At 63.1% G+C, this 21,436-nt stretch carries 30 protein-coding genes, 2 tRNA genes and 1 pseudogene; 17 read left to right on the plus strand and 16 right to left on the minus strand.

Features of this window, described 5'->3' with window-relative positions:
* Positions 1-98: 98 nt before the first annotated feature.
* Positions 99-1,460, plus strand: a complete 1,362-nt coding sequence (locus tag Q0263_RS14890) for an MBL fold metallo-hydrolase (protein ID WP_298017784.1) — start codon at positions 99-101, stop codon at positions 1,458-1,460.
* A gap of 33 nt (positions 1,461-1,493) precedes the next feature.
* Entirely contained in the window at positions 1,494-1,886 is a 393-nt protein-coding gene (locus Q0263_RS14895; protein ID WP_298017785.1) for a hypothetical protein, read from the plus strand.
* Between the two features lie 8 nt (positions 1,887-1,894).
* On the opposite strand, the gene Q0263_RS14900 is transcribed toward Q0263_RS14895, so the two are convergent.
* Positions 1,895-2,758, minus strand: coding sequence for a TIGR00730 family Rossman fold protein (locus Q0263_RS14900; RefSeq protein WP_298017787.1), 864 nt, complete (start codon positions 2,756-2,758; stop codon positions 1,895-1,897).
* 311 nt (positions 2,759-3,069) lie between these two features.
* On the opposite strand from Q0263_RS14900, the gene Q0263_RS14905 reads away from it, so the two are divergent.
* Positions 3,070-3,888 carry a universal stress protein gene (locus tag Q0263_RS14905; RefSeq protein WP_298017789.1) on the plus strand — a complete coding sequence of 273 codons (819 nt, stop codon included), beginning with the start codon at positions 3,070-3,072 and terminating at the stop codon, positions 3,886-3,888.
* Between the two features lie 445 nt (positions 3,889-4,333).
* The gene (locus tag Q0263_RS14910) at positions 4,334-4,669 is read left to right on the plus strand and encodes a hypothetical protein (protein ID WP_298019140.1); all 336 of its coding nucleotides are present in this window, start codon (positions 4,334-4,336) and stop codon (positions 4,667-4,669) included.
* A 207-nt stretch (positions 4,670-4,876) separates the two neighbouring features.
* Here the strand turns inward: Q0263_RS14910 and Q0263_RS14915 are convergent, their stop codons facing one another.
* Positions 4,877-5,038 carry a DUF1328 domain-containing protein gene (locus tag Q0263_RS14915; RefSeq protein WP_298017792.1) on the minus strand — a complete coding sequence of 54 codons (162 nt, stop codon included), beginning with the start codon at positions 5,036-5,038 and terminating at the stop codon, positions 4,877-4,879.
* Between the two features lie 461 nt (positions 5,039-5,499).
* Here Q0263_RS14915 and Q0263_RS14920 point away from each other — a divergent pair, with 461 nt between their 5' ends.
* Positions 5,500-5,805: a hypothetical protein gene (locus Q0263_RS14920; protein WP_298017794.1), complete on the plus strand. Its 306-nt coding sequence runs from the start codon at positions 5,500-5,502 to the stop codon at positions 5,803-5,805.
* Between the two features lie 552 nt (positions 5,806-6,357).
* Here the strand turns inward: Q0263_RS14920 and Q0263_RS14925 are convergent.
* The 3 genes and pseudogenes from Q0263_RS14925 to Q0263_RS14935 form a co-directional block, all read right to left on the minus strand.
* The gene (locus tag Q0263_RS14925; RefSeq protein ID WP_298017796.1) at positions 6,358-6,510 is read right to left on the minus strand and encodes a hypothetical protein; all 153 of its coding nucleotides are present in this window, start codon (positions 6,508-6,510) and stop codon (positions 6,358-6,360) included.
* A gap of 225 nt (positions 6,511-6,735) precedes the next feature.
* A pseudogene (locus Q0263_RS14930) lies at positions 6,736-7,179 on the minus strand (helix-turn-helix domain-containing protein); the annotation flags it as partial.
* 29 nt (positions 7,180-7,208) lie between these two features.
* Entirely contained in the window at positions 7,209-7,370 is a 162-nt protein-coding gene (locus tag Q0263_RS14935) for a hypothetical protein (protein ID WP_298017798.1), read from the minus strand.
* On the opposite strand from Q0263_RS14935, the gene Q0263_RS14940 reads away from it, so the two are divergent.
* The gene (locus Q0263_RS14940) at positions 7,369-7,788 is read left to right on the plus strand and encodes an OsmC family protein (RefSeq protein WP_298017801.1); all 420 of its coding nucleotides are present in this window, start codon (positions 7,369-7,371) and stop codon (positions 7,786-7,788) included. The two genes, Q0263_RS14935 and Q0263_RS14940, sit on opposite strands and share 2 nt — an antisense overlap.
* Here the strand turns inward: Q0263_RS14940 and Q0263_RS14945 are convergent.
* Together Q0263_RS14945 and Q0263_RS14950 are read right to left on the minus strand one after the other, a co-directional pair.
* Positions 7,772-8,428 (minus strand): hypothetical protein, encoded by a 657-nt coding sequence (locus tag Q0263_RS14945; RefSeq protein WP_298017803.1) that lies wholly within the window; start codon positions 8,426-8,428, stop codon positions 7,772-7,774. The two genes, Q0263_RS14940 and Q0263_RS14945, sit on opposite strands and share 17 nt — an antisense overlap.
* Positions 8,429-8,756: 328 nt before the next feature.
* A tRNA-Asn gene (locus tag Q0263_RS14950) sits at positions 8,757-8,832 on the minus strand.
* A 254-nt stretch (positions 8,833-9,086) separates the two neighbouring features.
* Between Q0263_RS14950 and Q0263_RS14955 the strand changes: the two genes are divergently transcribed.
* Positions 9,087-10,193, plus strand: a complete 1,107-nt coding sequence (locus Q0263_RS14955) for an acyltransferase family protein (protein WP_298017806.1) — start codon at positions 9,087-9,089, stop codon at positions 10,191-10,193.
* Positions 10,194-10,223: 30 nt separating this feature from the next.
* On the opposite strand, the gene Q0263_RS14960 is transcribed toward Q0263_RS14955, so the two are convergent.
* The 3 genes from Q0263_RS14960 to Q0263_RS14970 are packed head-to-tail and all read right to left on the minus strand — an operon-like array spanning position 10,224 to position 11,759.
* The gene (locus tag Q0263_RS14960) at positions 10,224-10,607 is read right to left on the minus strand and encodes an RNA-binding S4 domain-containing protein (protein ID WP_298017809.1); all 384 of its coding nucleotides are present in this window, start codon (positions 10,605-10,607) and stop codon (positions 10,224-10,226) included.
* A gap of 37 nt (positions 10,608-10,644) precedes the next feature.
* Positions 10,645-11,391, minus strand: a complete 747-nt coding sequence (locus Q0263_RS14965) for an RES family NAD+ phosphorylase (protein ID WP_298017812.1) — start codon at positions 11,389-11,391, stop codon at positions 10,645-10,647.
* Positions 11,388-11,759, minus strand: coding sequence for an MbcA/ParS/Xre antitoxin family protein (locus Q0263_RS14970; protein ID WP_298017814.1), 372 nt, complete (start codon positions 11,757-11,759; stop codon positions 11,388-11,390). Before Q0263_RS14970 ends, Q0263_RS14965 begins: the two co-directional genes overlap by 4 nt.
* Before the next feature lie 136 nt (positions 11,760-11,895).
* On the opposite strand from Q0263_RS14970, the gene Q0263_RS14975 reads away from it, so the two are divergent.
* From Q0263_RS14975 to Q0263_RS14995, 5 genes are all read left to right on the plus strand, one after another.
* Entirely contained in the window at positions 11,896-12,156 is a 261-nt protein-coding gene (locus Q0263_RS14975) for a zf-TFIIB domain-containing protein (RefSeq protein ID WP_298017817.1), read from the plus strand.
* Between the two features lie 90 nt (positions 12,157-12,246).
* Positions 12,247-12,789 (plus strand): DUF488 domain-containing protein, encoded by a 543-nt coding sequence (locus Q0263_RS14980; RefSeq protein WP_298017820.1) that lies wholly within the window; start codon positions 12,247-12,249, stop codon positions 12,787-12,789.
* Positions 12,790-12,995: 206 nt separating this feature from the next.
* Positions 12,996-13,223: a hypothetical protein gene (locus Q0263_RS14985; RefSeq protein ID WP_298017822.1), complete on the plus strand. Its 228-nt coding sequence runs from the start codon at positions 12,996-12,998 to the stop codon at positions 13,221-13,223.
* A gap of 115 nt (positions 13,224-13,338) precedes the next feature.
* Complete coding sequence (locus Q0263_RS14990; protein ID WP_298017824.1) at positions 13,339-14,568, plus strand: DUF3422 domain-containing protein; 1,230 nt, start codon at positions 13,339-13,341, stop codon at positions 14,566-14,568.
* A gap of 22 nt (positions 14,569-14,590) precedes the next feature.
* Positions 14,591-15,703: an AI-2E family transporter gene (locus Q0263_RS14995; protein WP_298017826.1), complete on the plus strand. Its 1,113-nt coding sequence runs from the start codon at positions 14,591-14,593 to the stop codon at positions 15,701-15,703.
* A 30-nt stretch (positions 15,704-15,733) separates the two neighbouring features.
* Here Q0263_RS14995 and Q0263_RS15000 read toward each other — a convergent pair whose 3' ends face one another.
* Positions 15,734-16,102: an MAPEG family protein gene (locus tag Q0263_RS15000; protein ID WP_298017829.1), complete on the minus strand. Its 369-nt coding sequence runs from the start codon at positions 16,100-16,102 to the stop codon at positions 15,734-15,736.
* A 97-nt stretch (positions 16,103-16,199) separates the two neighbouring features.
* On the opposite strand from Q0263_RS15000, the gene Q0263_RS15005 reads away from it, so the two are divergent.
* The 3 genes from Q0263_RS15005 to Q0263_RS15015 all read left to right on the plus strand — a co-directional run bounded on the left by Q0263_RS15005 (position 16,200) and on the right by Q0263_RS15015 (position 17,622).
* Positions 16,200-16,275 (plus strand) — tRNA-Thr (locus Q0263_RS15005).
* Positions 16,276-16,868: 593 nt separating this feature from the next.
* Positions 16,869-17,204: a DUF2845 domain-containing protein gene (locus tag Q0263_RS15010; RefSeq protein WP_298017832.1), complete on the plus strand. Its 336-nt coding sequence runs from the start codon at positions 16,869-16,871 to the stop codon at positions 17,202-17,204.
* 280 nt (positions 17,205-17,484) lie between these two features.
* Positions 17,485-17,622, plus strand: coding sequence for a YHYH domain-containing protein (locus Q0263_RS15015; RefSeq protein WP_298017835.1), 138 nt, complete (start codon positions 17,485-17,487; stop codon positions 17,620-17,622).
* Between the two features lie 35 nt (positions 17,623-17,657).
* On the opposite strand, the gene Q0263_RS15020 is transcribed toward Q0263_RS15015, so the two are convergent.
* Complete coding sequence (locus Q0263_RS15020; protein ID WP_298017838.1) at positions 17,658-18,257, minus strand: hypothetical protein; 600 nt, start codon at positions 18,255-18,257, stop codon at positions 17,658-17,660.
* 177 nt (positions 18,258-18,434) lie between these two features.
* On the opposite strand from Q0263_RS15020, the gene Q0263_RS15025 reads away from it, so the two are divergent.
* Positions 18,435-19,028: a cytochrome b gene (locus tag Q0263_RS15025; protein ID WP_298017840.1), complete on the plus strand. Its 594-nt coding sequence runs from the start codon at positions 18,435-18,437 to the stop codon at positions 19,026-19,028.
* Here the strand turns inward: Q0263_RS15025 and Q0263_RS15030 are convergent.
* From Q0263_RS15030 to Q0263_RS15040, 3 genes are read right to left on the minus strand one after another with little or no spacing between them, the layout of a single operon-like run.
* Positions 19,001-19,417 (minus strand): DUF6691 family protein, encoded by a 417-nt coding sequence (locus Q0263_RS15030; protein ID WP_298017842.1) that lies wholly within the window; start codon positions 19,415-19,417, stop codon positions 19,001-19,003. The genes Q0263_RS15025 and Q0263_RS15030 overlap by 28 nt on opposite strands.
* Before the next feature lie 10 nt (positions 19,418-19,427).
* Positions 19,428-19,859: a YeeE/YedE family protein gene (locus tag Q0263_RS15035; protein WP_298017844.1), complete on the minus strand. Its 432-nt coding sequence runs from the start codon at positions 19,857-19,859 to the stop codon at positions 19,428-19,430.
* A complete protein-coding gene (locus Q0263_RS15040; RefSeq protein ID WP_298017847.1) occupies positions 19,852-20,178 on the minus strand; it encodes a metalloregulator ArsR/SmtB family transcription factor in 327 nt (108 codons plus the stop codon). The genes Q0263_RS15035 and Q0263_RS15040 overlap by 8 nt, the downstream gene beginning before the upstream one ends.
* A gap of 153 nt (positions 20,179-20,331) precedes the next feature.
* Here Q0263_RS15040 and Q0263_RS15045 point away from each other — a divergent pair, with 153 nt between their 5' ends.
* Positions 20,332-21,195 carry an MBL fold metallo-hydrolase gene (locus Q0263_RS15045; protein ID WP_298017849.1) on the plus strand — a complete coding sequence of 288 codons (864 nt, stop codon included), beginning with the start codon at positions 20,332-20,334 and terminating at the stop codon, positions 21,193-21,195.
* Positions 21,196-21,255: 60 nt separating this feature from the next.
* On the opposite strand, the gene Q0263_RS15050 is transcribed toward Q0263_RS15045, so the two are convergent.
* Positions 21,256-21,420: a hypothetical protein gene (locus Q0263_RS15050; RefSeq protein WP_298017852.1), complete on the minus strand. Its 165-nt coding sequence runs from the start codon at positions 21,418-21,420 to the stop codon at positions 21,256-21,258.
* Between the last annotated feature and the right edge of the window lie 16 nt (positions 21,421-21,436).

Raw genomic sequence — 21,436 nt, forward strand, 5'->3', positions numbered from 1 at the left:
CTTCCCGCCGGGTATGATTGGACTGTAGCGAACTGGCTTGCGGGCCAGCCGGTCGGGCGCGATGGCGGCTGACCGGACAGACACGGGGACAACCAGCCATGCCATCACTGACCTTCCTGGGCGCCGCGGGCACCGTCACGGGATCGAAGCACCTGCTGACCCATGGCGACACCCGCATCATGATCGACTGCGGCCTGTTCCAGGGCCTGGCGAACCTGCGCGAACTGAACTGGCAGCGCCTGCCCATCGAGCCGCGCTCGGTCGACGCGGTGGTGCTGACGCACGCGCACCTGGACCATTGCGGCTACCTGCCGCGCCTGGCCCTCGACGGCTTCCGCGGCCGGATCCACGCCACCGCGGCCACCCGGGACGTCGCCGCCCTGATCCTGCGCGACAGCGCCTTCCTGCAGGAAAAAGACGCCGACTACGCCAATCGCAAGGGTTTCAGCAAACATGCGCCGGCGCTGCCGCTATACGGCGTCGCCGCCGCCGAACGCGCAATCGGCATGTTTCACGCCGTGCCGCTGTATCAGCGGCAGGCGCTGCCGGGCGACGCCTCGCTACTGCTGCGTCGCGCCGGCCACATCCTCGGGGCGGCGACCGCCCAGATCGACATCGGCGGTGTGCGCGTCGCGTTTTCCGGCGACCTGGGCCGCTACGACGACCTCGTGATGCACGACCCCGATCCCGTGCCCGACGCGGACTACGTGGTGATCGAGTCCACCTACGGCGACCGCAAGCACGAGCCCGTAGACCCCGTGAACACGCTGGGAGACGTGATCGAGCGCACGGTGAAGCGCGGCGGCACGGTGGTGGTGCCCGCCTTCGCGGTCGGCCGCGCGCAGTTGCTGATCTACGGGATGTGGCTGCTGCGCCGCGCCGGCCGGCTGCGCAACGTGCCGATCTACCTGGACAGCCCGATGGCGACCAGCGCCGGCGAACTGATGCGCGCCTACCCGGACGATCACCGGCTGCCGCCTCACGACTACGAGGCGGCCTGCGACGCGGTGCGCTGCGTCCGCGACGTCCAGGAATCGAAGGCGCTGTCGGCCAACCCGTATCCCAAAGTGATCATTTCCGCCAGCGGCATGGCGACCGGAGGGCGGGTGCTGCACCACATCGCGGCATTCGCGCCCGACCACCGCAACACGCTGCTGTTCTCCGGCTTCCAGGCGGCCGGCACGCGCGGCCGCAAACTGCTGGCGGGCGGCGCGCGCGAGACACGCATCCACGGCCGATGGATCCCCGTGAATGCCGAGGTCGCCGAACTGCCGTCGCTGTCGGCCCACGCCGACAGCGACGATCTCATGCGCTGGCTGTCCGGCTTCCAGCGCCCGCCGCGCCGCGTGTTCATCGTCCACGGCGAACCGGACGCGTCCGAAGCGCTGCGCGTGCGGATCGGTCGCGAACTCGGCTGGGCGGCGACCGTGCCGCGCCAGGACCAGGCGTGCCCGCTGTAAACAGGATCGGAACTCCGTTCGGAGACAGGCATCATGTCCACACTCACCATCTTTCTCGGCAAACTCCTGGGGCTTTATCTGATCGTGATCTCCGCCGCGATGCTGACCCGGAAACGGCAGACGCTGGAGACCCTGAACCGGATGGCGCGCAGCGGGCCGTGGATGCTGTTTTCGGGCATGGTCGCCACGGTCGCCGGGCTGGCCATCGTGCTTGCGCACACGATCTGGACCGGCGGCGCGCTTGCCCTTGCCGTCACCCTGATCGGGTGGGCGGCCCTTTTGAAGGGCCTGGCGCTGCTGCTGACCCCGCCGGACGCCATGGCGAGGGCTTACGAGTCCATGGGGTTCGAGCGGCGCTTCCACCTGTGGATGGGCGCGGTGCTGATACTGGGCCTGTGGATGGTCGCCGAGGCGTTCTTCGCCTGAGCCAGGGCTCAGAGAGCCGCCGCGTCGGGCGCGGGGCCGTCATGGAAGCGCTCCAGCGCCGCCATGATTTCTTCGGCGTCATCGACGCACGTGAACAGGTCGACATCCTTCGGCGCGATATAGCCTTCGTCCACCAGATAGTCGAAGCCGATAGTCCGGCTCCAGAAATCGCGTCCGACCAGCACGACGGGTATCGGCTCCATCTTCCCGGTCTGGATCAGCGTCAGCACCTCGAACAATTCGTCCAGCGTGCCGTAGCCTCCTGGAAAGGCGACCAGGCCGCGCGCATGCAGCAGAAAGTGCATCTTGCGCAAAGCGAAATAATGGCAGCGGAACGCCAATTCCGGACTGATGTAGGGATTGGGCACCTGCTCATGGGGCAGGCTGACGTTGAATCCGATCGAGCGCGCGCCCACTTCGAACGCGCCGCGATTGGCGGCTTCCATGATTCCCGGTCCTCCCCCGGTGACGACCACGAAGTCGCACCGGTCTTCTTGCTGGAAGCGGCACGAGACGAGCCGTGCGAAGCGCCGCGCCTGCTCGTAATAGCGGGCCTGCTCGACCCGGCGGCGGGCAAACGCCAGTTCCTGGGGGGTGGGGGGAGCCGCCGAGGACGCCGGTGTTGCTTGCAGCGCGGCAAGCCGGGCGCGGGCGGTCTCTGAATCGGTCACGCGCGCGCTGCCGAACACCACGATCGTCGAATCCACGCCCTGCTCGGCCAGGACGCGTTCGGGCTTGAGCAGCTCGAGCTGGAGGCGCAGCGGCCGCAGGTCCTTTTCCCCGAGCAGTTCGACGTCTTCCTGCGCCAGCCTGTAGCTGGGCGAGTCGAGGATGCTCTGCAAGCGCCGCGCAAGGTCCGGAGGAAGCGTCATCGCGACCCCGCCATGGTGTCGGATCCGCTCTCTGCGCTACCGTGCTCTGGCGCGTCGATGGGCGCAGCCGGGCGGGTGTCCATGCTCACTTCTCGTAACGTGCTTCGATCGATTATGCGGACCGCGCGAACGGCCGTCAATCAGGTTTCGCAGCGCCCTGCCGCCACCCGCGGATATTTCCCGCGCCGGATTGCTTTTGCGCAAACATTCGCGAAAAGTCTCCTGCGGCGATCGATTCCGGGAATCCTATACTTGGAAATGCCTCGACAGGCTGCGAAGTATCCCGGAGAACACCTTCTGGAGTGATGACTATGTACAAACGTATTCTGGTGCCGCTCGACGGTTCGCCGTTTTCGGAAGAGATGATTCCCTATGCCGCGGGCCTGGCGGCCGTCCACGGCACGGAACTGGCTCTGTTGCGCATCGTCGACAAGGCGGCCGACCAAGACGACGCCAGGGATTACATCGACTGGATGGCTTCCAGGCACGGGGCCGAGGGCCTGTGCCTGGTGGACGCCGGCGACGCGGCCCGGGCGATTCTCGAGGAAGCCGCCCGCAAGCCGGCCACGCTACTGGCCATGACCTCGCGCGGGCGTTCCGGCCTGATGGAACTCGTGCTCGGCAGCGTGGCGCAGCGCGTCGTGCGCGGCGCCAACGGGCCGGTGCTCGTCTATCGCCCCACGGGGGCCAGAGCCCCGGACCACGCGCCCGTGAAACTGCGCAGCGTGGTGCTGCCCCTGGACGGCAGCACGCTGCCCGAGGCGCTGGCCAGCGATGCGGCCCGGTTCGCCGGCTGGATCGGCGCCGGGCTGGAAGTCGTCAGCGCGGTCCAGACCGTCGATGCAGCGAAAGTCGGCGAGATATCAGGAGGCGAAATGTCCAAACTGGAATCGGGCTACGTCCATACCCAGGCGGTCGATCTTGCCAAACGCCACGGCGTGGCCGTCGACTGGGAGGTGCTGCACGGCGACCCGGTGACGGCGATCGCCGACCATGTGAGCCGCCGCGGCGACGTGATCCTGGCGATGGTCACGCGGCGCAGGGACGCAATCGAAGCGGCCCTGCTGGGCAGCGTGACCTCGGGCTGCCTGCGCAAGGCCGGCGTGCCGATCCTGATGCGACTGCCCTGAGGCGACGTCAGCAATTGCCCTTCTTGGCCTGTCCCGGAGGGCAGAATCCGCCATGCCCATACCCCGGATCCGGGTCGACGACCACGGATCCGCGCGGCGTATACACCGCACAGGAAGACAGCATGGCGATGATCGCGCACGCCAAAAATATTCTTTTCATGACAACCCCTTTTATGGCGCAACGATTTTGCATCAGACCGGCAAAAAAGGGGCTACGAAGCGTAACCGGGCCGCCTGGGCCGACTGGGCGTCTTGTTCCATGGAGCGGGCGTGATCATCAGCGGTTGCAATCCTGACACGGCGGTTTCACCGTTCGAAATGGTTGATCGATAAGCTTTGAGTCGTCTCGCCGGCATCGGCCAGGACGATGCCGATTCTCCAATTTCACGAAGGAGCTGTCATGTCGAAAGTAAAATTCGGTCTGGTCATTGCCTCTGTTGCCGTCATGTCATGCTTTGCGCTCGGCGCGCAGGCCCGAGGAGGCGGCGGAGCGGGCGGCAACGGTGGCGGAGTTGGCGGCGGTGTCGGCGGTGGAGCCGGCATGGGCGGCGGCGGAGCCGGAATCGGCGGCGGCGTCGGGCATGGCGGCGCAAGCAGCGAAGCCGGCGGGGTGTCCGCTTCGCATATGAGCAGCGAGGGCCTGGCCAATACAAATGGCTTCAACTCGCCCGACAGGGACAAGGGTCTGGATCGCGCCGAGGATCGTAGCCATCAGCTCTCTCAAACACCGCAATCCACCACGCGCTACGGCGAGCGCAAGGCGCTCGGCCAGACAAAGTAGGCCCTGCGAAGCACGGACTCCAGAACACAAAAGACAGCCGGCCCTTCCGAACAGGGACCGGCTGTTTTGCCGCCAGGCCCGACCCCGCGCCTCCCGATCCTCTGATCGGCGAATGGTCGCGCCTACCCGATCAACGGGCACCCAAAGCCAGCAGCGGCCCCCTATCCTGAGCTGCCGGCTGCCCAGCCTATTGAAGATTCAGCGTCGTCACATTCGCCTGCGTCCGAATACCAAGGATGCGATGAACAGAATGAGGAAGATGACGAAAAGAACCTTGGCTATTGTGGCGGCCACGCCCGCGATTCCGAAAAAGCCAAAAAACCCTGCCACCAACGCAATGATGAGAAACACAACGGCGTAGTGAAGCATGGAACCTCCCGTATGAACAAAGCGAAGCGGGATCAGCATTTTTCATGCCCGGTCTGGAAAATCAGTCGGGTTTCGCGATCTGAAGGGCAAGGGCGCCACCTACATCGCGTCCAACACACCCAAAACAAAAAGGACTTAGATTTTCATCTAAGTCCTTGAATTTCTTGGCTCCCTGACCAGGGCTCGAACCCGGGACCTGCGGATTAACAGGCCGTGCCGCCGGAACGCCGCAAACGTAGCAGGCATGCGGATTTCATTGTCTGCCACGTCTCATAAAAACCGTCCGCACAGTCGCTTCTGGCACTAGGAACAGTCCGCCAAATACAGCTGGATATGAGACGCCGCCCTGCCCGCTACCGAGCGGGCTTTTTGCGTCTGGACGCTTTGGAAAGCGCTGCGAGGCGCGCTTGATGGCTACCTTCGAATAGCTGTATAAAAACACAGAAAACGCAGGAGCCACCATGTACACGATCACCCTTCAGGACGCGCCCGCCGACCTACCCGCACAGGCACGGCAGGACGCGGAACAACGGTTTCGCCGGACGCTGGAACGAGTCCTTGGCGGACCCGAGCAGACGCTTGAAGCCTACCGGGCTTGGGCGGCGGCTGAAGACACTGCTGAGAACGAAATGGCGCCCAAGGACATGGCGCTGGCCAAGCGATGGATCGCTGCTGCCGGGCGGGCCCGAGGCGATGCGTTTCAGTCCATGGGGGAGACGGAGGCTTGGTTTGAGGTGCGGGTGGCAAAGCCTGGCTATGCGCTCTGATCAAGCGGTGGCTATAGTAAGGTCACTCCAGCGTCTGACAACCCCCTCCACTGCACAAAGATAACTGATACAAAGTAAATCTAGCTATCTGCCTATATATGCCTCAGACTGAACGAAGCGAGGCGGATGGTCACTCAAGATCCATGACTAATCTAACAGATCGTGACAACGCCTCCATCAAAATCGCACGCTCCGCGCATGCGGCCCTTTGCACACTGGCTTCGTCGAAGTCAGAGCGGCTCGCGACGGGCAACCCTGGTCCAGACACACACAACAAACCGACCAGGCTACTTGGAACTCTAATGACCCTTTCTCTCTCACCTGCTGCCTTTTTCGTTCCGAAATTGCACACAGCAAACACGAACCACCCGCCCGCGCCGCCTTCGCCGTTCGATGAAATCGAGCGTAACAGGCAATGCGTCAAGGACCGCGCCCATTTTCTCAAACTGATGAAAGAAAGATTTCCCGGGTTGCCTTATTGAAGTGACTCCCGGTCACGCAGTGACAATGTTCAAGGCCGCCTTCGGGCGGTTTTTTTGCGCCCAGCCAAACCTACCCAACGATCTCGGCATGCCGCTTCTGTGCCGCCTTGAGGCTCGACCGGGTGTCTTCCGCGCAATCCGCGCCCGGGCGCCACAGCTCGAACTTGTAGTCGCCGGGGCCGGCCCAATACCAGTCGTCCCGCATCCACTCGGCCTTGCTCAACATCCGCTCCGGCTATAAAAGGAAAAAGAGAGGAAGTGCAGCGCGCCTCACAATTCAAACCATCGTCAGGGAGAGCCTTATGCCAAACACAAAAGCACACGACCAGCACGAATTGTAAGATCAGATGTAGGCTACTTCATTGGCTGTGGGGGGCTCTTGCAATAGGGTAGAGTGGCCTGGTCGGTCACTGCGCGGGAGATGGCATTTGTTGGGTTTCGGAAAAGTTGACCACTGTAGTTGGAGCTTCTCAGCCACAAGGTGCGCTAAGGCCCGATTGTCAGTCAATTTACACGTTTTAGGACGAAGGGCCCGACCCCATGCGGCCTGTTCTGCCAGACTGGCACGATAATCCGGCGGCCCTCCGTTACGATTGACTCCCCAGCTGATCGTGGAGGGTGACCGCTTGAGCCTCATGGCAATTGAGCGGATCGAGTGACCCGCAATCGGGCCTCGTGAGATCTCTTCGCGTTCGGCGAACGTCAGCGCTAGACGGGATCGACATCTTGGCACTGGCTGTATGCCGCCGGTCTCTGCAAGTATCCCCTGAATCGAGGAGTGGTTCCGATCAAACAACTGAGCGATCTGTTGAAGCGATTCGCCCTTACGCCAGCGCTCCCACATCAGGGCTTTCTGGCTTTCTGTGTAGTAGATTCGAGGCCTCTGCTTCATCTGCGACACTCCTTCTGCTCACGTAGCGTCTAGTATGTTGCATCCACCGGTTGAATCCGCAGCCAGAAGCAGTCATTAATGACTGCTTCTGGCTGGTTGCTATTGTTGGCACAAACCTCGGCGTGCTGCACACTATCATTGCCACCTAGAAAATGCTGCTGAACCCAATTCCACCCTTCAGGAGAAACCATGGGAAACGCTCCACAGAAAATGCATTTCGTTGTTCATGCATGGCGCAATGATGCGCACGGTAGTGAGGCTCAATGCAAATCTGCATTAATCACGCTGGATACTGATCTCGCCGGACGCACCGATGCCTTCAACCCGGCGGAACTGCTGTTGGCAGCGCTATCGGCGTGCATGATCAAAGGCATTGAACGAGTGGTGCCGATTCTCAAGTTTGAGCTGAGGAGCGTGAAAGTCCGCGTGGACGGGGTGCGCCAGGATGTACCGCCAAAGATGGAGAGCATCAGCTATGAAATCATTGTAGATACTGATGAATCAGACCAACGCATCAAGTTGCTGCATGAAAACGTAAAGAAATACGGTACCGTTTTCAATACCGTGGCACCGGGCACGGTATTGAATGGCGTCATGCGCAGGCAATAATTGAGGAACTCATTGAACGAAAGCAGAACATGGGCATGGCCGAATAGCCCTCGGCGGTCATGGTCGTGTGTAAGACGCGCATATCGGCCCCGGTGATCTGTGAGGCGCATTTGTTAGCGAGCGTCGTGTACAGCTCATAAGTACGCGGGTGAGACGCTCGGCTACGAACCTCATTGTGCTGGGCAAAGCCTGATGGGAGCACCCCAGACTCACTGCGAGGGCCTCGCCGCTTTTGCGGGGTGACCGCTGCGGTGTCGCCGCGCCCCTCACGCTTCATGGCGTGTTTGCGCGTGAGCGTCACGACTGCCTGGGTACCGTCTGCGGACTCCCACAGCGCCAACTCGGGCAGCCCCGCAACCACTAGGTAGTGGTTGGCTCGGTTGATTTCCTGCACCGCGCCGCCCTTGGCCAGGGTGGTGTGGCGGACATAGTGGTCCAGCATATCGGCCAGGCGCGCTTGTGTGGGGCCACCCAATAAGGGCTCGTTTTCCGCATTGCGGTTGGCCAGCATATCGGCGATCCAGAGCTTCGCTTGTGCGAACGAGTCAAAGTCCTCGCTGGAGCGTTCGCCGTTTTTGAGCGTGACCTGGGCGCGCCAGCGACCACGGTAGCGAAAGGGCTGAGGTAGGCGTGTGCTCATTGTGCACCTCCTGCCTGGCCCGGGTGGCCGACGAATGCTAGTGGGTGGTGCTGGTCGAGATGGCAAGTTGTCATGGCTATGTCCCTGTAAGTTAAGTGACATAGGCGTATAGGGGGTGGAGCAGTTGCCTGCGCGGACTCGACTTCAATTGTTGAGGCATATCGCCCCACACTTCAAAGTACGTGCCGTTGCCGGTGTATCAAGCCCATTGATAGCAGCGCTATCATTTGCGCTATCAAATCACCCAAATTGGTGGTTTGATCGGACAAAAAAATAACGCCCCTATGAAAGAGGCGTTATTTTTCAAGCATTTACGCTTGGCATTCTGTGGCTCCCCGACCAGGGCTCGAACCTGGGACCTGCGGATTAACAGTCCGTCGCTCTACCGACTGAGCTATCGGGGAACTGCGAAGAAGCGAAACTATAGCACAATTTTTCACACGCACACAAGCGAACGAAACCCGGAAAACGGGCCGTGTCAATGCGGCGCGGGCCTGCCGCGCGCAGGCTGTTCGCCACGTCCAGTGACGCCCGCTTACTTCGCGTAGTTTCCTCCCCCTTCCCGGGCGCTCGCCGATGTTACGCTGCCAGTTCCGGCAATACGGTGAGGAAGCCCCGCACCGGGCTTCGCGGAACCGAGCCATCGCAGAGGATGCAGATGGAGCGTCACCTTCACGACAAACCGACCGCGCGCGAATCCCTGGCGATCAATTACGCCAAGGCCATGGGCATCGTCATGGTGGTCATCGGCCACTACCACGGATCGCTCTTCGATTTCTACCGGCCGTACACCTTTCACATGCCGCTGTTCTTCTTCATCGGCGGACTGCTGCTCGACCCGCGCGCCGGGGCGCGGAAGTTCTACGCAGGGATCGCCAGGAAGCACGTGCTGTATGCGGTCTCGACCTATCTGGTGGTCGGATCGATGGCCGTCCTGTTCAGGAACGGCCTGGGCGCCGACATCCAGGGCGATCCGTTCAACGGCTCGATCCGGGAAATCCTGCTTGCCAACTACGAGTCGAACTTCGAGCAGAACACCTATTTCCTGGTCCTCTGGTTCATCGTCTGCTATGCGGCGACCTCGTCCGCGCTGTTCCCGATCATCAAGGCGACACGCGAATGGCGATTCTCATCCGCCGTCTATGTCCTGGCGATCCTGGCGCTGGGATACCTGGGCATGGAAACCTTCGCGGACCGCTTCCATGAAGGCAAGGACATCGGCTTCAACTACCTGAGCCAGATCTGCACGGCGTCCGCCTTCTACCTGGCCGGATACGTGGCCAGGCCGTTTCTATGGAGATCCCTGAGCCTGTACGGCTTCATCGCCGCGTTCTTCGTCATGTACGTCTCGTCGCGGACCGGCTTCGACCATGCCGTCGTCATGGCCTGGAGCAAATACCCCGACGGGTTCGTCATGTCCTTCCTCAGGATCTTCTGCGGCATCTATTCGACGTTCTACCTGTCGTGGGTGCTGTCCAGCGAAAGAATGGAGCTGTTCGAGACCGCCGGCAGGGAATCGAAGGCGATCATGAGCTATCACCTGATCGGCTACCTGTTCCTGGATCTGGTCTTCCACACGCTGGGGCTCTACGACATCCGCGACGCCACGCCGCTGGACCACTTCAGCAGTCCGGTATTTTCCCCGCTCTACATCATCCTGCCCACGCTGATGCCGATCGCCTGCGCGATCTGCTACCGTAAAGCGAAGGCCGGACTCTACAGCAAAGCGAAGGTCGAGATCTCCAGGCGGCTCGTGCCGCGCTGAAGGCGCGAAGCGCCCGCCGTCAGCCAGGCCTCAACGCCCGCGCATCTGATCGATCAGCCGGCGGTCCCGCTTGGTGGGGCGGCCTGCGTTCAGATCGTGGGCGGGTTCGGGCGCCAGACGGCGCTGTTCGGCGGCCTTTTCGCGGGCCGCAATGCTGTCCGGCGTTTCCTGATACAGCAAGGCGGCCTGGGGGGCCGGGCCGCGCGCGCCGCTGATCGCGCGGATCTCGACTTCGATGTCCAGGCCGGTCTTGCGCACCCGCACGCGGTCGCCCGCCGCGACTTCCCGGGCGGGTTTGGCCACGATCTGGTCGTTGATCTGGATACGCCCCGCCCCGATCTCGTGCGCGGCCAGGCTGCGGGTCTTGTAGAAACGGGCGGCCCAGAGCCATTTGTCGAGCCGGATCTTGTCCATGCGCCTTCCTTTGCAATCAGAACTACACGATAGGGGATCAGGCGGGCCGGGGCAAGGCGCCATCGACCAGGAAATCATCCAGGCGATAGGTCGCCACCGACCGGTCGGCCAGAGGCTTGAAGGAGACTTCCCGTTCGCGCAGTTCGCACAGCCAGGAGGCCTGCGACAGGGGTCTGGCGCTGGACAGCGCCAGATGGGTGAACAGCCCGACGCACGGCCGATGCCCCGGGTCGCGGGCGGAGGCGTATTCGAAAGCCTGGACGCCCGCCATGCGCATGTCGGCCCCCAGGCGCTGGGTCGCGGTGTAATCGGAGGGGTGCGTCAGGGACGCGCCGAAGCGATCGAACGGCGGCGCCTGCAGCATGACCCCGTGATCGGTGCGGTAGGATGCCGTGAACAGGGTGTGCTGGCTGATCAGTTCGTCCTTCGGGGCCGGCCCCATCATGGACTGGCGAAAGACGAAGCGGTAATACGCCGATTCCGCCAAAGTGGCCTGTTGGCTGAGGCCGCCGTAGAGCAGGCCTGGTTCATGCCGGGCCCCGAACCGGGACCCCCACGGCAAGGGCGGATAGCGGAACGGCGTGCGCAACAAGTAGTGGTAGCGCCCGCTGTCGGCCGGCCAGTCGGGCTTGGCGTCGTCCAGCAGGGATTCCAGGACGGCCTGCTCTTCCAGGGTATCGACGTAGCCCAGCGTGGCGATCTGTTCCTGGCTTTCGACCAGCCGGTACAGAGTGCCCCGGATCGGCCGGATCCAGCGCGGGCCGTCGCATTCCGCCCAGATCAAATCTTGCCCCGCAGGGCGTCGACGAAGCGCAGCACCGTCATCAGCCCCTGGATGGTGCGGATCTGTTCGGCCGGCACCCCGCCCGTGACGGCATTGGGAGACTGCATGAAATGCCGGATCCACACGGCATCCCCCCCCGCCAGGGCGAACAGCGCCCGCGCCACCCGGATCAGCAGCAGGGCGATTTCACCCTGTTTCGAGGCGGGATCCAGGGACTGGGTGGTCTTCATCCGGCTGACCGCGGTGCGGTGCATGCCCAGCACCGCCGCCAGCTGGGCCTGGCGCAGCCCCAACTGATCCCCCGCCCGCAAGACGGCCTTGGCCAGGACGGCATCGGGCGCCGGGGACATCTTGAGCAGTGCGGTCATGGCGGCTCCAGAAATGTGCTATTAACACAATTATCCTATAAATGTGCATTCATCACAACATCGAAAAAGTTGGAACTTACTGGAAACTGAACAGTCAAACAGGGTTCCCTTCCACATTTCCACGGAGCCATTGCCCATGAAATGCCCTGCATGCCCTGACACGAACCTCGTCATGTCTTCGCGCCAGAACATCGAAATCGACTATTGCCCCGATTGCCGCGGCGTCTGGCTGGACCGGGGCGAGCTCGACAAGATCATCGAGCGCAGCGCCAGCGAACTCGAGGCGCCCGCCCGGCAGGCCGCCCCCCAGCCGTACCCGCAGTCCCATCACCCCGACGAGCGCCGCTACGACGGATATCGCAAGCGCAAATCGTTCTGGCACGAAATCTTCGACTGACCGGCCGGATGGCGCCGCCGGGCCGCCCGCCCCGCCTGTGCCGGCGGCGAAAGGACTACCATGGGCGGATCGGATTCGGGAAAAAAGGCCATGTCGACGATCTACACCATCGGCCATTCCACCCGCGACCTGCCCGCCTTCGCGGCGTTGCTGCAGGCGTCGGGGATCGAACGGCTGGTGGACATCCGTACGGTGCCACGCTCACGCACCAACCCGCAGTTCAACCGGGACGCCCTGCCCGACTCGCTGGCGCTCTATGGCATCGACTATGAACACCTGGCGGCCCTGGGCGGGCTGCGCGGCAAATCGAAGACCGTGGGACCGGACGTCAACGGCTTCTGGGAAAACGACAGCTTCCACCACTACGCCGACTACGCCCTGACGGATGAATTCCGCCAGGGACTGGACACGCTGCTGGCGCGAGCCGAGGCGCAGCGCTGCGCCATCATGTGCTCGGAAGCCGTCTGGTGGCGCTGCCACCGGCGCATCGTCAGCGATTACCTGATCGCCCGGCGCGTCCCGGTTTTTCACATCATGGGACCGGACCACGTGGACGAGGCCAGCCTGACGCGCGGGGCCGTCGTCCAGCCGGACGGAACGGTCCTGTATCCCGCCGGGCAGGCCGCCGGCTGAAACGCCGTCGCCGCCCCCGGGCGCCCGACCTGCGCCGACTGCATCCGCCCCACAGGCGCCGGCGGCCGTCGTTCAGCCCGCCGTCAACATGGTAAGCCTTCATGTCGGCAGCGAACCATTTCGCCGGGCCATGATCTGAGCAACAGGTGGATCGTTCTGCCTGCCCGGGCACAAGGTGTGCCCAGGCACTCTCTGGAGTTGATGTCATGACGACACGTTCCCGCATTGCCTACCTGACGGCCTGCTCAGTGGCCGCCCTTGGCCTCGCCACGGCCGCGCCTGTTTTCGCTGCCAATACCGCAGGCACCCCCGCCCCGACCACGGCCCAGGCGACTGCGAAACATGCCCCGGCCCACAAAGCCAAGGCTCAGCACAAGGCCAAGAAAGCCCACTCATCCGCCAAGAAACACACGATGCCGAAAACCGGGGCCTGAATCATCACGACGCCCTGATCAGCCATATTCAACGCCGCAGCGAGTCGCTGCGGCGTTTTTCATATATTTTTTGGATACACTGAACCTCTTCCGATCCGCCCCCGACCGAGGCCGCATGCACCTGCACCGCAACGTCCTGCACAACGAACTCCATGCGCGCCCCTCGATGTACTTCGACGCGCCCGCCCAGGTGTTCCACCTGGCCTTCCTGGACGAAGGCGATGCGGCCCAGACCATCATCCAGACCCTCTGCGACCGGCACGTGGCGCTGGCCGATCCCGCCCTGCCCCAGGGAGAATTCCCCGTCGGGGACGCCCACCTGAAATGGGAGCGGCACACGGAATTCCTGACGCTGACCCTGGTCAGCCCCGGCGCCCAGTCCGGCCCCTGGCCGGCGCTGCCCTCCGTGCTGGCCGAAGTGGCCGAAGCCCACAGCGGGCTGCTGATCAATGCCGACCAGGTCTGCGTGGAATCGGAATCCTCCTGGCGCGGCACTCTGGAATCCTACGGCTTCCACGACCCGGTGGGCTCCGAGCTGGACGAAGGCAAGGCCACCGTCTGGAGCGACCTGCGCCTGAACGGCAACGGCCTGAATCGCATGCTGGTGCTCAACCGCCAGCTGGACGGCCGGCGGCTGGGCCGGATGGTGCGCCGCCTGCTGGAAGTCGAAACCTACCGCCTCATGGCGTCGCTAACCCTGCCGGTCGCGCGATCGCTGAGCGGCGAGCTGCGGCAATACGAGGCCGAGCTGGTGGCGCTGTCGGACGACAATGCCCGCACCGACGCCGGCGACATCCGGGCCCTGCTCAAGCGCATCACGCAGCTGTCGGCCCGCGTGACCCAGACGAGGGCCCGCACCCGGCTGCGCTTCAGCGCCACCGAGGCCTACGCCCAGTTGGTCTTCGAGCGCATCGCCGAACTGCACGAAAGCCGCACCGGCGACTGCCAGCAACTGGGGACGTTCATCGCGCAACGGTTCCGCCCCACCGTGCGCTACTGCGAATCCACCGACCAGCGCCTGAGCCGCATCGGCAGCGCGGTGGCCCATCTGGGCAACCTGCTGCAGGCCCGGGTGCAGGTCGAAATGGAAGAGCAGAACAGCCAGATCCTGCAGAGCCTGAGCACCCGGGCCGACACCCAGATCAAGATCCAGAAGGCGGTCGAGGGCCTGTCCATCATCGCCATCAGCTATTATCTGTTCAGCCTGTTCAAGCTGCTGTATCAGGGGATACTGACACTGGGCTTCGACTGGTCGCCGCGCATCGCCCTGCTGACCAGCATGCCGGTCGCAGCCGCCATCATCGGCGCCATCGCCTACCGGATCCGCAACGCCCGGCGGCACTGACCGAACCGTCCACACGACACCCATGCACACCAACACTCTTCATTTCCGCAGTTTCCTGTTGTTGCTGGCCGCCGTCTCGATCGCGTTCATCAGCATCCTGCTGCCCTTCTACGCCGCCATCTTCTGGGGCGGCGTGCTGGCCGTGATCTTCAACCCCCTGCACCGGCGGCTGCTGCGCCTGCTGGGCGGCGAACGCCCCGGCCTGGCCTCCTTCCTGACGGTGCTGTGCATCACGCTGATCGTGATCCTGCCGCTGCTGTTCATCGCCGGCGCCCTGGCCAACGAGGTCGCGGGCCTGTACGCGCGCATCAACACGGGCCAGCTGAACCTGGGCCAATACTACGAACAGGTGGTCGCCGCCCTGCCCCCCTGGGTGCACGGCTGGCTGGATTCCTTCGGCGTGGGCGACCTGCTCAGCATCCGCGAGAAGCTGTCGACCGGCGCCCTGCAGGCCAGCCAGTTCCTGGCCAAGCAGGCCGTCAACATCGGCCAGAACACCTTCCAGTTCGTGGTCGGGCTGGGCGTGATGCTGTATCTGCTGTTCTTCCTGCTGCGCGACGGCCCGTCCATGGTGCCGGCGCTCAAGCGCCTGATCCCGCTGCAGGACGACCACCGGCACAAGCTCTTCCAGAAGTTCGCCACGGTCGTGCGGGCCACCGTGAAGGGCAACATCGTGATCGCCGCCACCCAGGGCCTGCTGGGCGGCCTGATGTTCGCCTTCCTGGGCATCCAGGGATCCCTGTTCTGGGGGGTGCTGATGGCCTTCCTGTCCCTGTTGCCCGCCGTGGGGGCCTCGCTGATCTGGGTGCCCGTCGCGGTGTATTTCCTGGTGACGGGCGCCTGGTGGCAAGGCATCACGCTGACGATCTTCGGGGTGATGGTGATCGGCCTGATCGACAATCTGCTGCGCCCCGTCCTGGTCGGCAAGGACACCAAGCTGCCCGACTACGTGGTGCTGATCTCGACCCTGGGCGGCCTGTCTGTGTTCGGCCTGAACGGCTTCGTGATCGGGCCGCTGTTCGCCGCGTTGTTCATGTCCTGCTGGGACCTGTTCCCCGACGCGGTGGCGATGATCCAGAACAGCCGCCAGCAGGACGGCGGCCCGCAGGCGCCGGACCGCGCTGACCGGGACTGAAGCCGCTCGCCGCTCGCCGCCCGACGGGCGTCAGGACAGCACGATCGCCGCGTTCACGATCAGCGCCGCGCCCCAGATGAGGGACCGCACGGTCCCGCGTCCCAGGATGTACGCCAGGATGTACAGGATCCGCAGCGCGATCCAGGCTCCCATCAGGCCGGCCAGGCGATCCGTCGGCACGCCCGCATACAGGGCGTACAGCACCGCCGCATAGAAGAACGGCAGCCCCTCGAACAAATTGGCCTGCGCGGCATTCGCGCGCGCCCGCCAGCCCTGCTGGGCGGCCAGCCAGGGGCGCGGATCGTCGTTGTCGAACCGCTTGCCGCCCGCCTTGGCGGCGATGGCCGCCGCGTACGGCAGCAGCGCCGCCGCGATCATGAGGCCCGGAATCATGCCCATGAGAAGCACCTTTTTATCGAAGAAATTCCATGTATAATAGCTGGCTTTGGTGGGGCCCAACCCTGCCAGACGATGGCGATTAACCATAACCGTCATGGCCGGCTTAGCTCAGTTGGTAGAGCAGCTCATTCGTAATGAGAAGGTCGGGGGTTCGACTCCTCTAGCCGGCACCAATAGATTCAAGCATTTACGCCAGCCCTCGCGGTTGGCGTTTTTGTTTTTGGCGTCTGTGTACCCCCTATGTACCCCTCAGGGCTCTATCCCACAAACGGGGGATGGGCATTTATCAGCCATGGTTGATGACACTCTCGCGCGTTAGGACGATCCTGCCCTGGCTCGCAAAGCTGGCTATGCTGATGGCCGCATAGTCGAAGGTGGCCGTGACTAGGTAACCACCGTAAACGCTGTTTCCTATAAATAGCCCCGCCATAGTAACAACGGCGTTACTCCGCACTTAGAATTATCCAAATTGGTGGTTACAGCTGCTGGAAAACAAGTATTCATGCGGATCTTCAGCGAAACCATCTTAAGCCACATGCACAAGCAAGGTAGTTTCTGTGGTTACGGGCCCTTCAACATCACCAAGAAGATGGATTTCCAGGTGATCAAGCGTGTGTTGAAGGCGTAGCGCAGCCAGGAGTTCTGAGACCACGCTTAGCGCGGCTATTCCCTCTGAAAAACCCTGATTGAGTGAACTCAAATACAGGGTTACTTTTAGCCTATAGGTAACAAAACATTATTTATAATGTAGAAATGTGGAGAAAGGATGGAACTGATCGGCGTAATCGCTCTGGTTGTAGTGGTCTGGATATGGGCATCATCCGCGCTCAAAAAGAAGCGCCTCGCCGAACGCCGCGCCTACCTGATGAGCAAATATCATGACCCGCGGATTGTGGATCGCATCATGTCCAGAACGATGTGGCAAGGACAAACTGAGGAGCAACTGACAGACGCCCTGGGCGGGCCCGTGGATATTGACCAGAAAGTGATGAAGAACAAGGTTCGTGAAACGTGGAAGTACCGTCAACAGGGAGCCAACAGATTTGGGCTTCGCATCACGCTGGAAAATGGGATTGTCGTCGGCTGGGACCAAAAGGGGTAGAGGGCCATGGCGCGACGAAAAAAATATGGAACGTCTTTCTCGTGGAAAAGGGCCACAGGTCTATCCGCAGCAAAAGGCAGACTATCGCGCAAGATAGGCGTTCCTCTCACCAAATCTGGACGTCGGCAAAAAATCGGGCGTGCAATGGGATGTTGTATACCTGCATTTTTTCTGGTGTCAGCAGGCATTGGATCTGCCTATGGGGTTGCACGCGGGATTGCATGGATTCTGGCTTGATGGGCTAGGTGACGTAGATCAACCACCAACAAAGGGGGACACCATGAAAATGATCATCGCAGCCGTCGCGCTGGCCATCTTCGGCATCACCGCCGTAGCGCCGACCTGGGCACATGGCGGACGTACCGATAAGAACGGGTGTCACATGGACAGGAAGGCTGGAGCAAGGCACTGCCATTGATGCCGACTTAGTTACTTTGCGGAAGGAGTCGCGCCCTACGGACAAAGACTACCTAGGGTCAACTCAACATACGGACTCATCTGCACCCCAGGATCGTAAGACAGGAGAAGGAATACCCTAGTTACCCCTTCAGGTCTGCTGAAGACGTGACCGTCTAGAAATTTCCGCACGGTGGCAATTGGTAGCATGGGCTCATCGGTGAAGATCAGGACCACGTACCCACCCTCGTAAGGACCACCCCTGAGTTTTCCGTAACGATCCCCTTTAGTGGCAATGCGGTGCGCTATCGCGTCTATGAAGCGTTTCTTGGGCCAATCTGCCCAATCATAGACACGCCCATCGTTGTACGCTCGAATTGCGTCCGGGCAGACCAGCTCAGTAACCTCTATGGCGATCCGGTTTCCCTTGTAATCCACAGCCTCACAATCGGGCGGGTCGTTGCCTCGGCCTCGTCGCTTGATGTCATCGAAGAAGGACTCTCCGGTGGCCTGAAGGGACTTCCATAGCTCGGTCGTTACACCCCACTCTTCAATGTCTCTGTCAGTGGACCAGCTATAGAAGTCTGCATAACCTCGCTTATTTGCTCTTGCGGCACGGATGAGGTCAGCGATTTTCTTTTCATCTTCAGGTGTCATTACTTCCCCAGGTGAAACAATTCCGATGCAAAAACCTGAAAGCTTCCACTCGACATCGACTTGTATCACATCCCTCTGTGGGATGGCCTTTGTGTTTTCCGGCGATTCGCATTCATTCGCCGTTCATCCGCAATCACCTACCATGCTCCCATCCCGTCGCCCTGCAAAGGCTGGATCATGAATCCATCGAATGAGCGCTACAGCCGTCCCATGATGGCGGTGCATTGGCTGACGCTGATCCTGCTGATCGGAGTCTATTCGCTGATAGAACTGCGCGGCCTGGCGCCCAAGAGCAATCCGCTGCACGACGCCATGAAATCGTGGCACGCCATGCTGGGTCTGACGGTGTTCTGTCTGGTGTTCATCCGCCTGGCGATCCGCGGCATGTCGCGAGTTCCGCCCATCACGCCGCCAGTGCCGGCCTGGCAACATCGGCTGGCAAGCGTCATGCATATCGTCCTGTACGCCTTCCTGATCCTGATGCCGCTACTGGGCTGGCTGACCTTGAGCGCGCAAGGCAAGCCCGTGCCGTTCTTCGGTTGGGAATGGCCAGCCCTGATCGGCCCGGACAAGGCCCTGGGCCGCACACTGCAGGACATCCACGAGGTCATCGGCAACATCGGCTATTTCCTGATCGGCCTGCATGCCGCCGCAGCCCTGGCGCACCACTACGTCCTGCGCGACGACACCCTGGTCCGCATGCTGCCCGGGCGGCGGCCGGTTCCCGCCCGGCCGGCGGGCCATCAGGACCGGGGCTTTTCCAGCCACTGAAAGATGCCCATGCCCGCCAGCATGGCGGCCACGAACACGACGGCCTGCCACTGCCCGGCCCCCAGGCCGACCAGGGCGGGGCCGGGGCACAAGCCCACCAGGCCCCAGCCGATCCCGAACACCAGGCTGCCGCCGACGAGACGCCCGTCCACCCGGCGCGCGGCGGGCAGGGCCAGCGGCAGGCCCAGATAGCTCGTGCTGCGCCGACGGGCCAGCCGGAACGCCCCCAGGCCCGCCATGACTGCGCCGCCCATGACCAATGCCAGGGATGGATCCCAGGCGCCGGCGACGTCCAGGAAACCCAGAACCTTCGCCGGCTCGGCCATGCCGGACACCAGCAGGCCGATGCCGAAGACCAGCCCCGATAGAAATGCCGTGAATGTCGTCATGATGCGATCCTTACATCCCCAGGACGTGCCGCGCTGCGAATACAGTCAGCATGCCGGCGCCGATGAAGCAGAGCGTGGCCGCCAGGGACCGCGGCGACAGACGCGACAGACCGCAGACGCCATGCCCGGACGTGCAGCCGCCGGCGTACCGGGTGCCCAGCCCCACCAGCAGCCCTGCGACGACCAGGGTTCCGACCCCCGCATCGATCCGGATCGGAACGGCATGCCCCGACCAGCGCGCCAGCACGGGCGCCGCCACCAGGCCGGCGAGGAAGGCCAGCCGCCAGCCGCGATCCCCCCGCCCCGCCCGCAGCAGGCCGCCCAGCACTCCGCTGATCCCCGCAATGCGGCCGTTGAGCAGAATGAGCGAGGCGGCCGCCCCGCCGATCAACAGTCCCCCGACCAGGGCGGACCCGGGCGTGAAGGCATTCCAGTCAATCATGTTCAGTCTCCTTCGGGCAATAGATCGTGTAGAGCGTGGCCAGCACTTGCAACAAGTGCGGCTTGGCGACGCGATAGAACACCTGCTTGCCGCTGCGCCGGGTGGCCACGATGCCCTCGGACCGCAGAACCCCCAGCTGCTGGGACAGGGTCGGCTGGCGGATGTCCAGCAGGGCTTCCAGTTCGCCCACGCTGCGCTCTCCCTGGGACAGCTGGCACAAGAGCAACAGACGTTCTGGGTTGGCGAGAATCTTCAGATCCGCCACCGCCAGGGCGGCGGCGTCCCGCAAACGAGCGGGATCCAGGACATCGGCAGACATGGTGTTCAAAGCATCCGAAAAATGAACTTGACTATAATATATCAACAAATATAATATTAATCAATATATTGTTTGGCAGGCGGCAGGCTTGCCGTGATGAAATGCTCATCCGGCCGGGCGCCCGCCCGCATGCGAAGCAAGGGGGAAACCATCATGCCGATACAGATCCAGCCGTTCTTCGAGCCCGTCACCGGCACCATCAGCTACGTGCTGGCCGACCCGGCCAGCCGCGACGCGGCGATCATCGATCCCGTGCTGGACTACGATCCGGCATCCGGCCGCACCCGCACCGCCGCCGCCGACGCCATCCTGGCCTGCGTGCGCAGCCAGGGACTGACGGTGCAATGGATTCTGGAAACCCATGCGCACGCCGACCACCTGTCGGCGGCCGCCTATCTACGGCAGCAGACGGGCGGCCGCGTCGCGATCGGCGCTTCCATCCGCCAGGTGCAGGGGGTGTTCAAAACGCTGTACAACCTGGAGCCCGACTTTCCGGCGGACGGCAGCCAGTTCGACCATCTGTTCGCCGACGGCGACACCTTCCGGATCGGCGCGCTCACGGCCACCGCGATGTTCGTGCCCGGCCACACGCCGGCGGACATGGCCTACCGGGTGGAAGACGCCGTCTTCACCGGCGACACGCTGTTCATGCCCGACCTGGGCACGGCGCGCACCGACTTTCCCGGCGGCGACGCGCGGACCCTGTACCGGTCCATCCGGCGGATCCTGGCCCTGCCGGACGCCACCCGGCTGTTCGCCTGCCACGACTATCCGCCCGACACCCGGCCGGCCGCCTGGGAAAGCAGCGTGGCTGCACAGAAAGCGCACAACATCCACGTGCGCGACGGGATTTCGGAAGACGCCTTCGTGGCGCTGCGCCAGGCGCGCGACGCCACGCTGTCGGCGCCCGCGCTGATCCTGCCGGCGCTGCAGGTGAACATCCGCGCCGGCCGGCTGCCGCCCGTCGAAGAAAACGGGGTGTCGTACCTGAAGATTCCGGTCAACGCATTGCCGTAGACCGTGCCGGGACGCGCGAGTCCGCGGGCCGCGCGCAGCCCCGGGCCCCGACCGGTCGGCTCAGAACGTCGAGGCGCAATGCCCGCCGCTGGGGGCCACTCCCGAGCCCACCGCGATCAGCGGAGGCTCGGCGCGCACGTTGACCGGGGCGCTGTGCGCCCAGTCCCAGGCGAAGAACGCCACGATCAGCACCCAGAAGATCACGGCCAGCCAACGGGTATTCATGCCGCCCCCTTCTGTC

The sequence above is a fragment of the uncultured Castellaniella sp. genome, assembly GCF_937988725.1.
Taxonomy (GTDB): Bacteria; Pseudomonadota; Gammaproteobacteria; order Burkholderiales; family Burkholderiaceae_B; genus Castellaniella.

What these genes read in the sequence shown, in the direction of transcription:
- Q0263_RS14935 (WP_298017798.1), bottom strand. Translation starts at nt 7,370, where the DNA reads ATGGTTTCTCCTGAAGGGTGGAATTGGGTTCAGCAGCATTTTCTAGGT.
- Q0263_RS15000 (WP_298017829.1), bottom strand. Translation starts at nt 16,102, where the DNA reads ATGGGCATGATTCCGGGCCTCATGATCGCGGCGGCGCTGCTGCCGTAC.
- Q0263_RS14920 (WP_298017794.1), top strand. Translation starts at nt 5,500, where the DNA reads ATGTACACGATCACCCTTCAGGACGCGCCCGCCGACCTACCCGCACAG.
- Q0263_RS14895 (WP_298017785.1), top strand. Translation starts at nt 1,494, where the DNA reads ATGTCCACACTCACCATCTTTCTCGGCAAACTCCTGGGGCTTTATCTG.
- Q0263_RS14960 (WP_298017809.1), bottom strand. Translation starts at nt 10,607, where the DNA reads ATGGACAAGATCCGGCTCGACAAATGGCTCTGGGCCGCCCGTTTCTAC.
- Q0263_RS14945 (WP_298017803.1), bottom strand. Translation starts at nt 8,428, where the DNA reads ATGAGCACACGCCTACCTCAGCCCTTTCGCTACCGTGGTCGCTGGCGC.
- Q0263_RS15045 (WP_298017849.1), top strand. Translation starts at nt 20,332, where the DNA reads ATGCCGATACAGATCCAGCCGTTCTTCGAGCCCGTCACCGGCACCATC.
- Q0263_RS14905 (WP_298017789.1), top strand. Translation starts at nt 3,070, where the DNA reads ATGTACAAACGTATTCTGGTGCCGCTCGACGGTTCGCCGTTTTCGGAA.
- Q0263_RS14990 (WP_298017824.1), top strand. Translation starts at nt 13,339, where the DNA reads ATGCACCTGCACCGCAACGTCCTGCACAACGAACTCCATGCGCGCCCC.
- Q0263_RS15020 (WP_298017838.1), bottom strand. Translation starts at nt 18,257, where the DNA reads ATGACACCTGAAGATGAAAAGAAAATCGCTGACCTCATCCGTGCCGCA.
- Q0263_RS14970 (WP_298017814.1), bottom strand. Translation starts at nt 11,759, where the DNA reads ATGACCGCACTGCTCAAGATGTCCCCGGCGCCCGATGCCGTCCTGGCC.
- Q0263_RS15030 (WP_298017842.1), bottom strand. Translation starts at nt 19,417, where the DNA reads ATGACGACATTCACGGCATTTCTATCGGGGCTGGTCTTCGGCATCGGC.
- Q0263_RS15015 (WP_298017835.1), top strand. Translation starts at nt 17,485, where the DNA reads ATGAAAATGATCATCGCAGCCGTCGCGCTGGCCATCTTCGGCATCACC.
- Q0263_RS15010 (WP_298017832.1), top strand. Translation starts at nt 16,869, where the DNA reads ATGGAACTGATCGGCGTAATCGCTCTGGTTGTAGTGGTCTGGATATGG.
- Q0263_RS15040 (WP_298017847.1), bottom strand. Translation starts at nt 20,178, where the DNA reads ATGTCTGCCGATGTCCTGGATCCCGCTCGTTTGCGGGACGCCGCCGCC.
- Q0263_RS14995 (WP_298017826.1), top strand. Translation starts at nt 14,591, where the DNA reads ATGCACACCAACACTCTTCATTTCCGCAGTTTCCTGTTGTTGCTGGCC.
- Q0263_RS14910 (WP_298019140.1), top strand. Translation starts at nt 4,334, where the DNA reads ATGTCATGCTTTGCGCTCGGCGCGCAGGCCCGAGGAGGCGGCGGAGCG.
- Q0263_RS14900 (WP_298017787.1), bottom strand. Translation starts at nt 2,758, where the DNA reads ATGACGCTTCCTCCGGACCTTGCGCGGCGCTTGCAGAGCATCCTCGAC.
- Q0263_RS15025 (WP_298017840.1), top strand. Translation starts at nt 18,435, where the DNA reads ATGAATCCATCGAATGAGCGCTACAGCCGTCCCATGATGGCGGTGCAT.
- Q0263_RS14955 (WP_298017806.1), top strand. Translation starts at nt 9,087, where the DNA reads ATGGAGCGTCACCTTCACGACAAACCGACCGCGCGCGAATCCCTGGCG.
- Q0263_RS14915 (WP_298017792.1), bottom strand. Translation starts at nt 5,038, where the DNA reads ATGCTTCACTACGCCGTTGTGTTTCTCATCATTGCGTTGGTGGCAGGG.
- Q0263_RS14980 (WP_298017820.1), top strand. Translation starts at nt 12,247, where the DNA reads ATGTCGACGATCTACACCATCGGCCATTCCACCCGCGACCTGCCCGCC.
- Q0263_RS15035 (WP_298017844.1), bottom strand. Translation starts at nt 19,859, where the DNA reads ATGATTGACTGGAATGCCTTCACGCCCGGGTCCGCCCTGGTCGGGGGA.
- Q0263_RS14890 (WP_298017784.1), top strand. Translation starts at nt 99, where the DNA reads ATGCCATCACTGACCTTCCTGGGCGCCGCGGGCACCGTCACGGGATCG.
- Q0263_RS14985 (WP_298017822.1), top strand. Translation starts at nt 12,996, where the DNA reads ATGACGACACGTTCCCGCATTGCCTACCTGACGGCCTGCTCAGTGGCC.
- Q0263_RS14940 (WP_298017801.1), top strand. Translation starts at nt 7,369, where the DNA reads ATGGGAAACGCTCCACAGAAAATGCATTTCGTTGTTCATGCATGGCGC.
- Q0263_RS14975 (WP_298017817.1), top strand. Translation starts at nt 11,896, where the DNA reads ATGAAATGCCCTGCATGCCCTGACACGAACCTCGTCATGTCTTCGCGC.
- Q0263_RS15050 (WP_298017852.1), bottom strand. Translation starts at nt 21,420, where the DNA reads ATGAATACCCGTTGGCTGGCCGTGATCTTCTGGGTGCTGATCGTGGCG.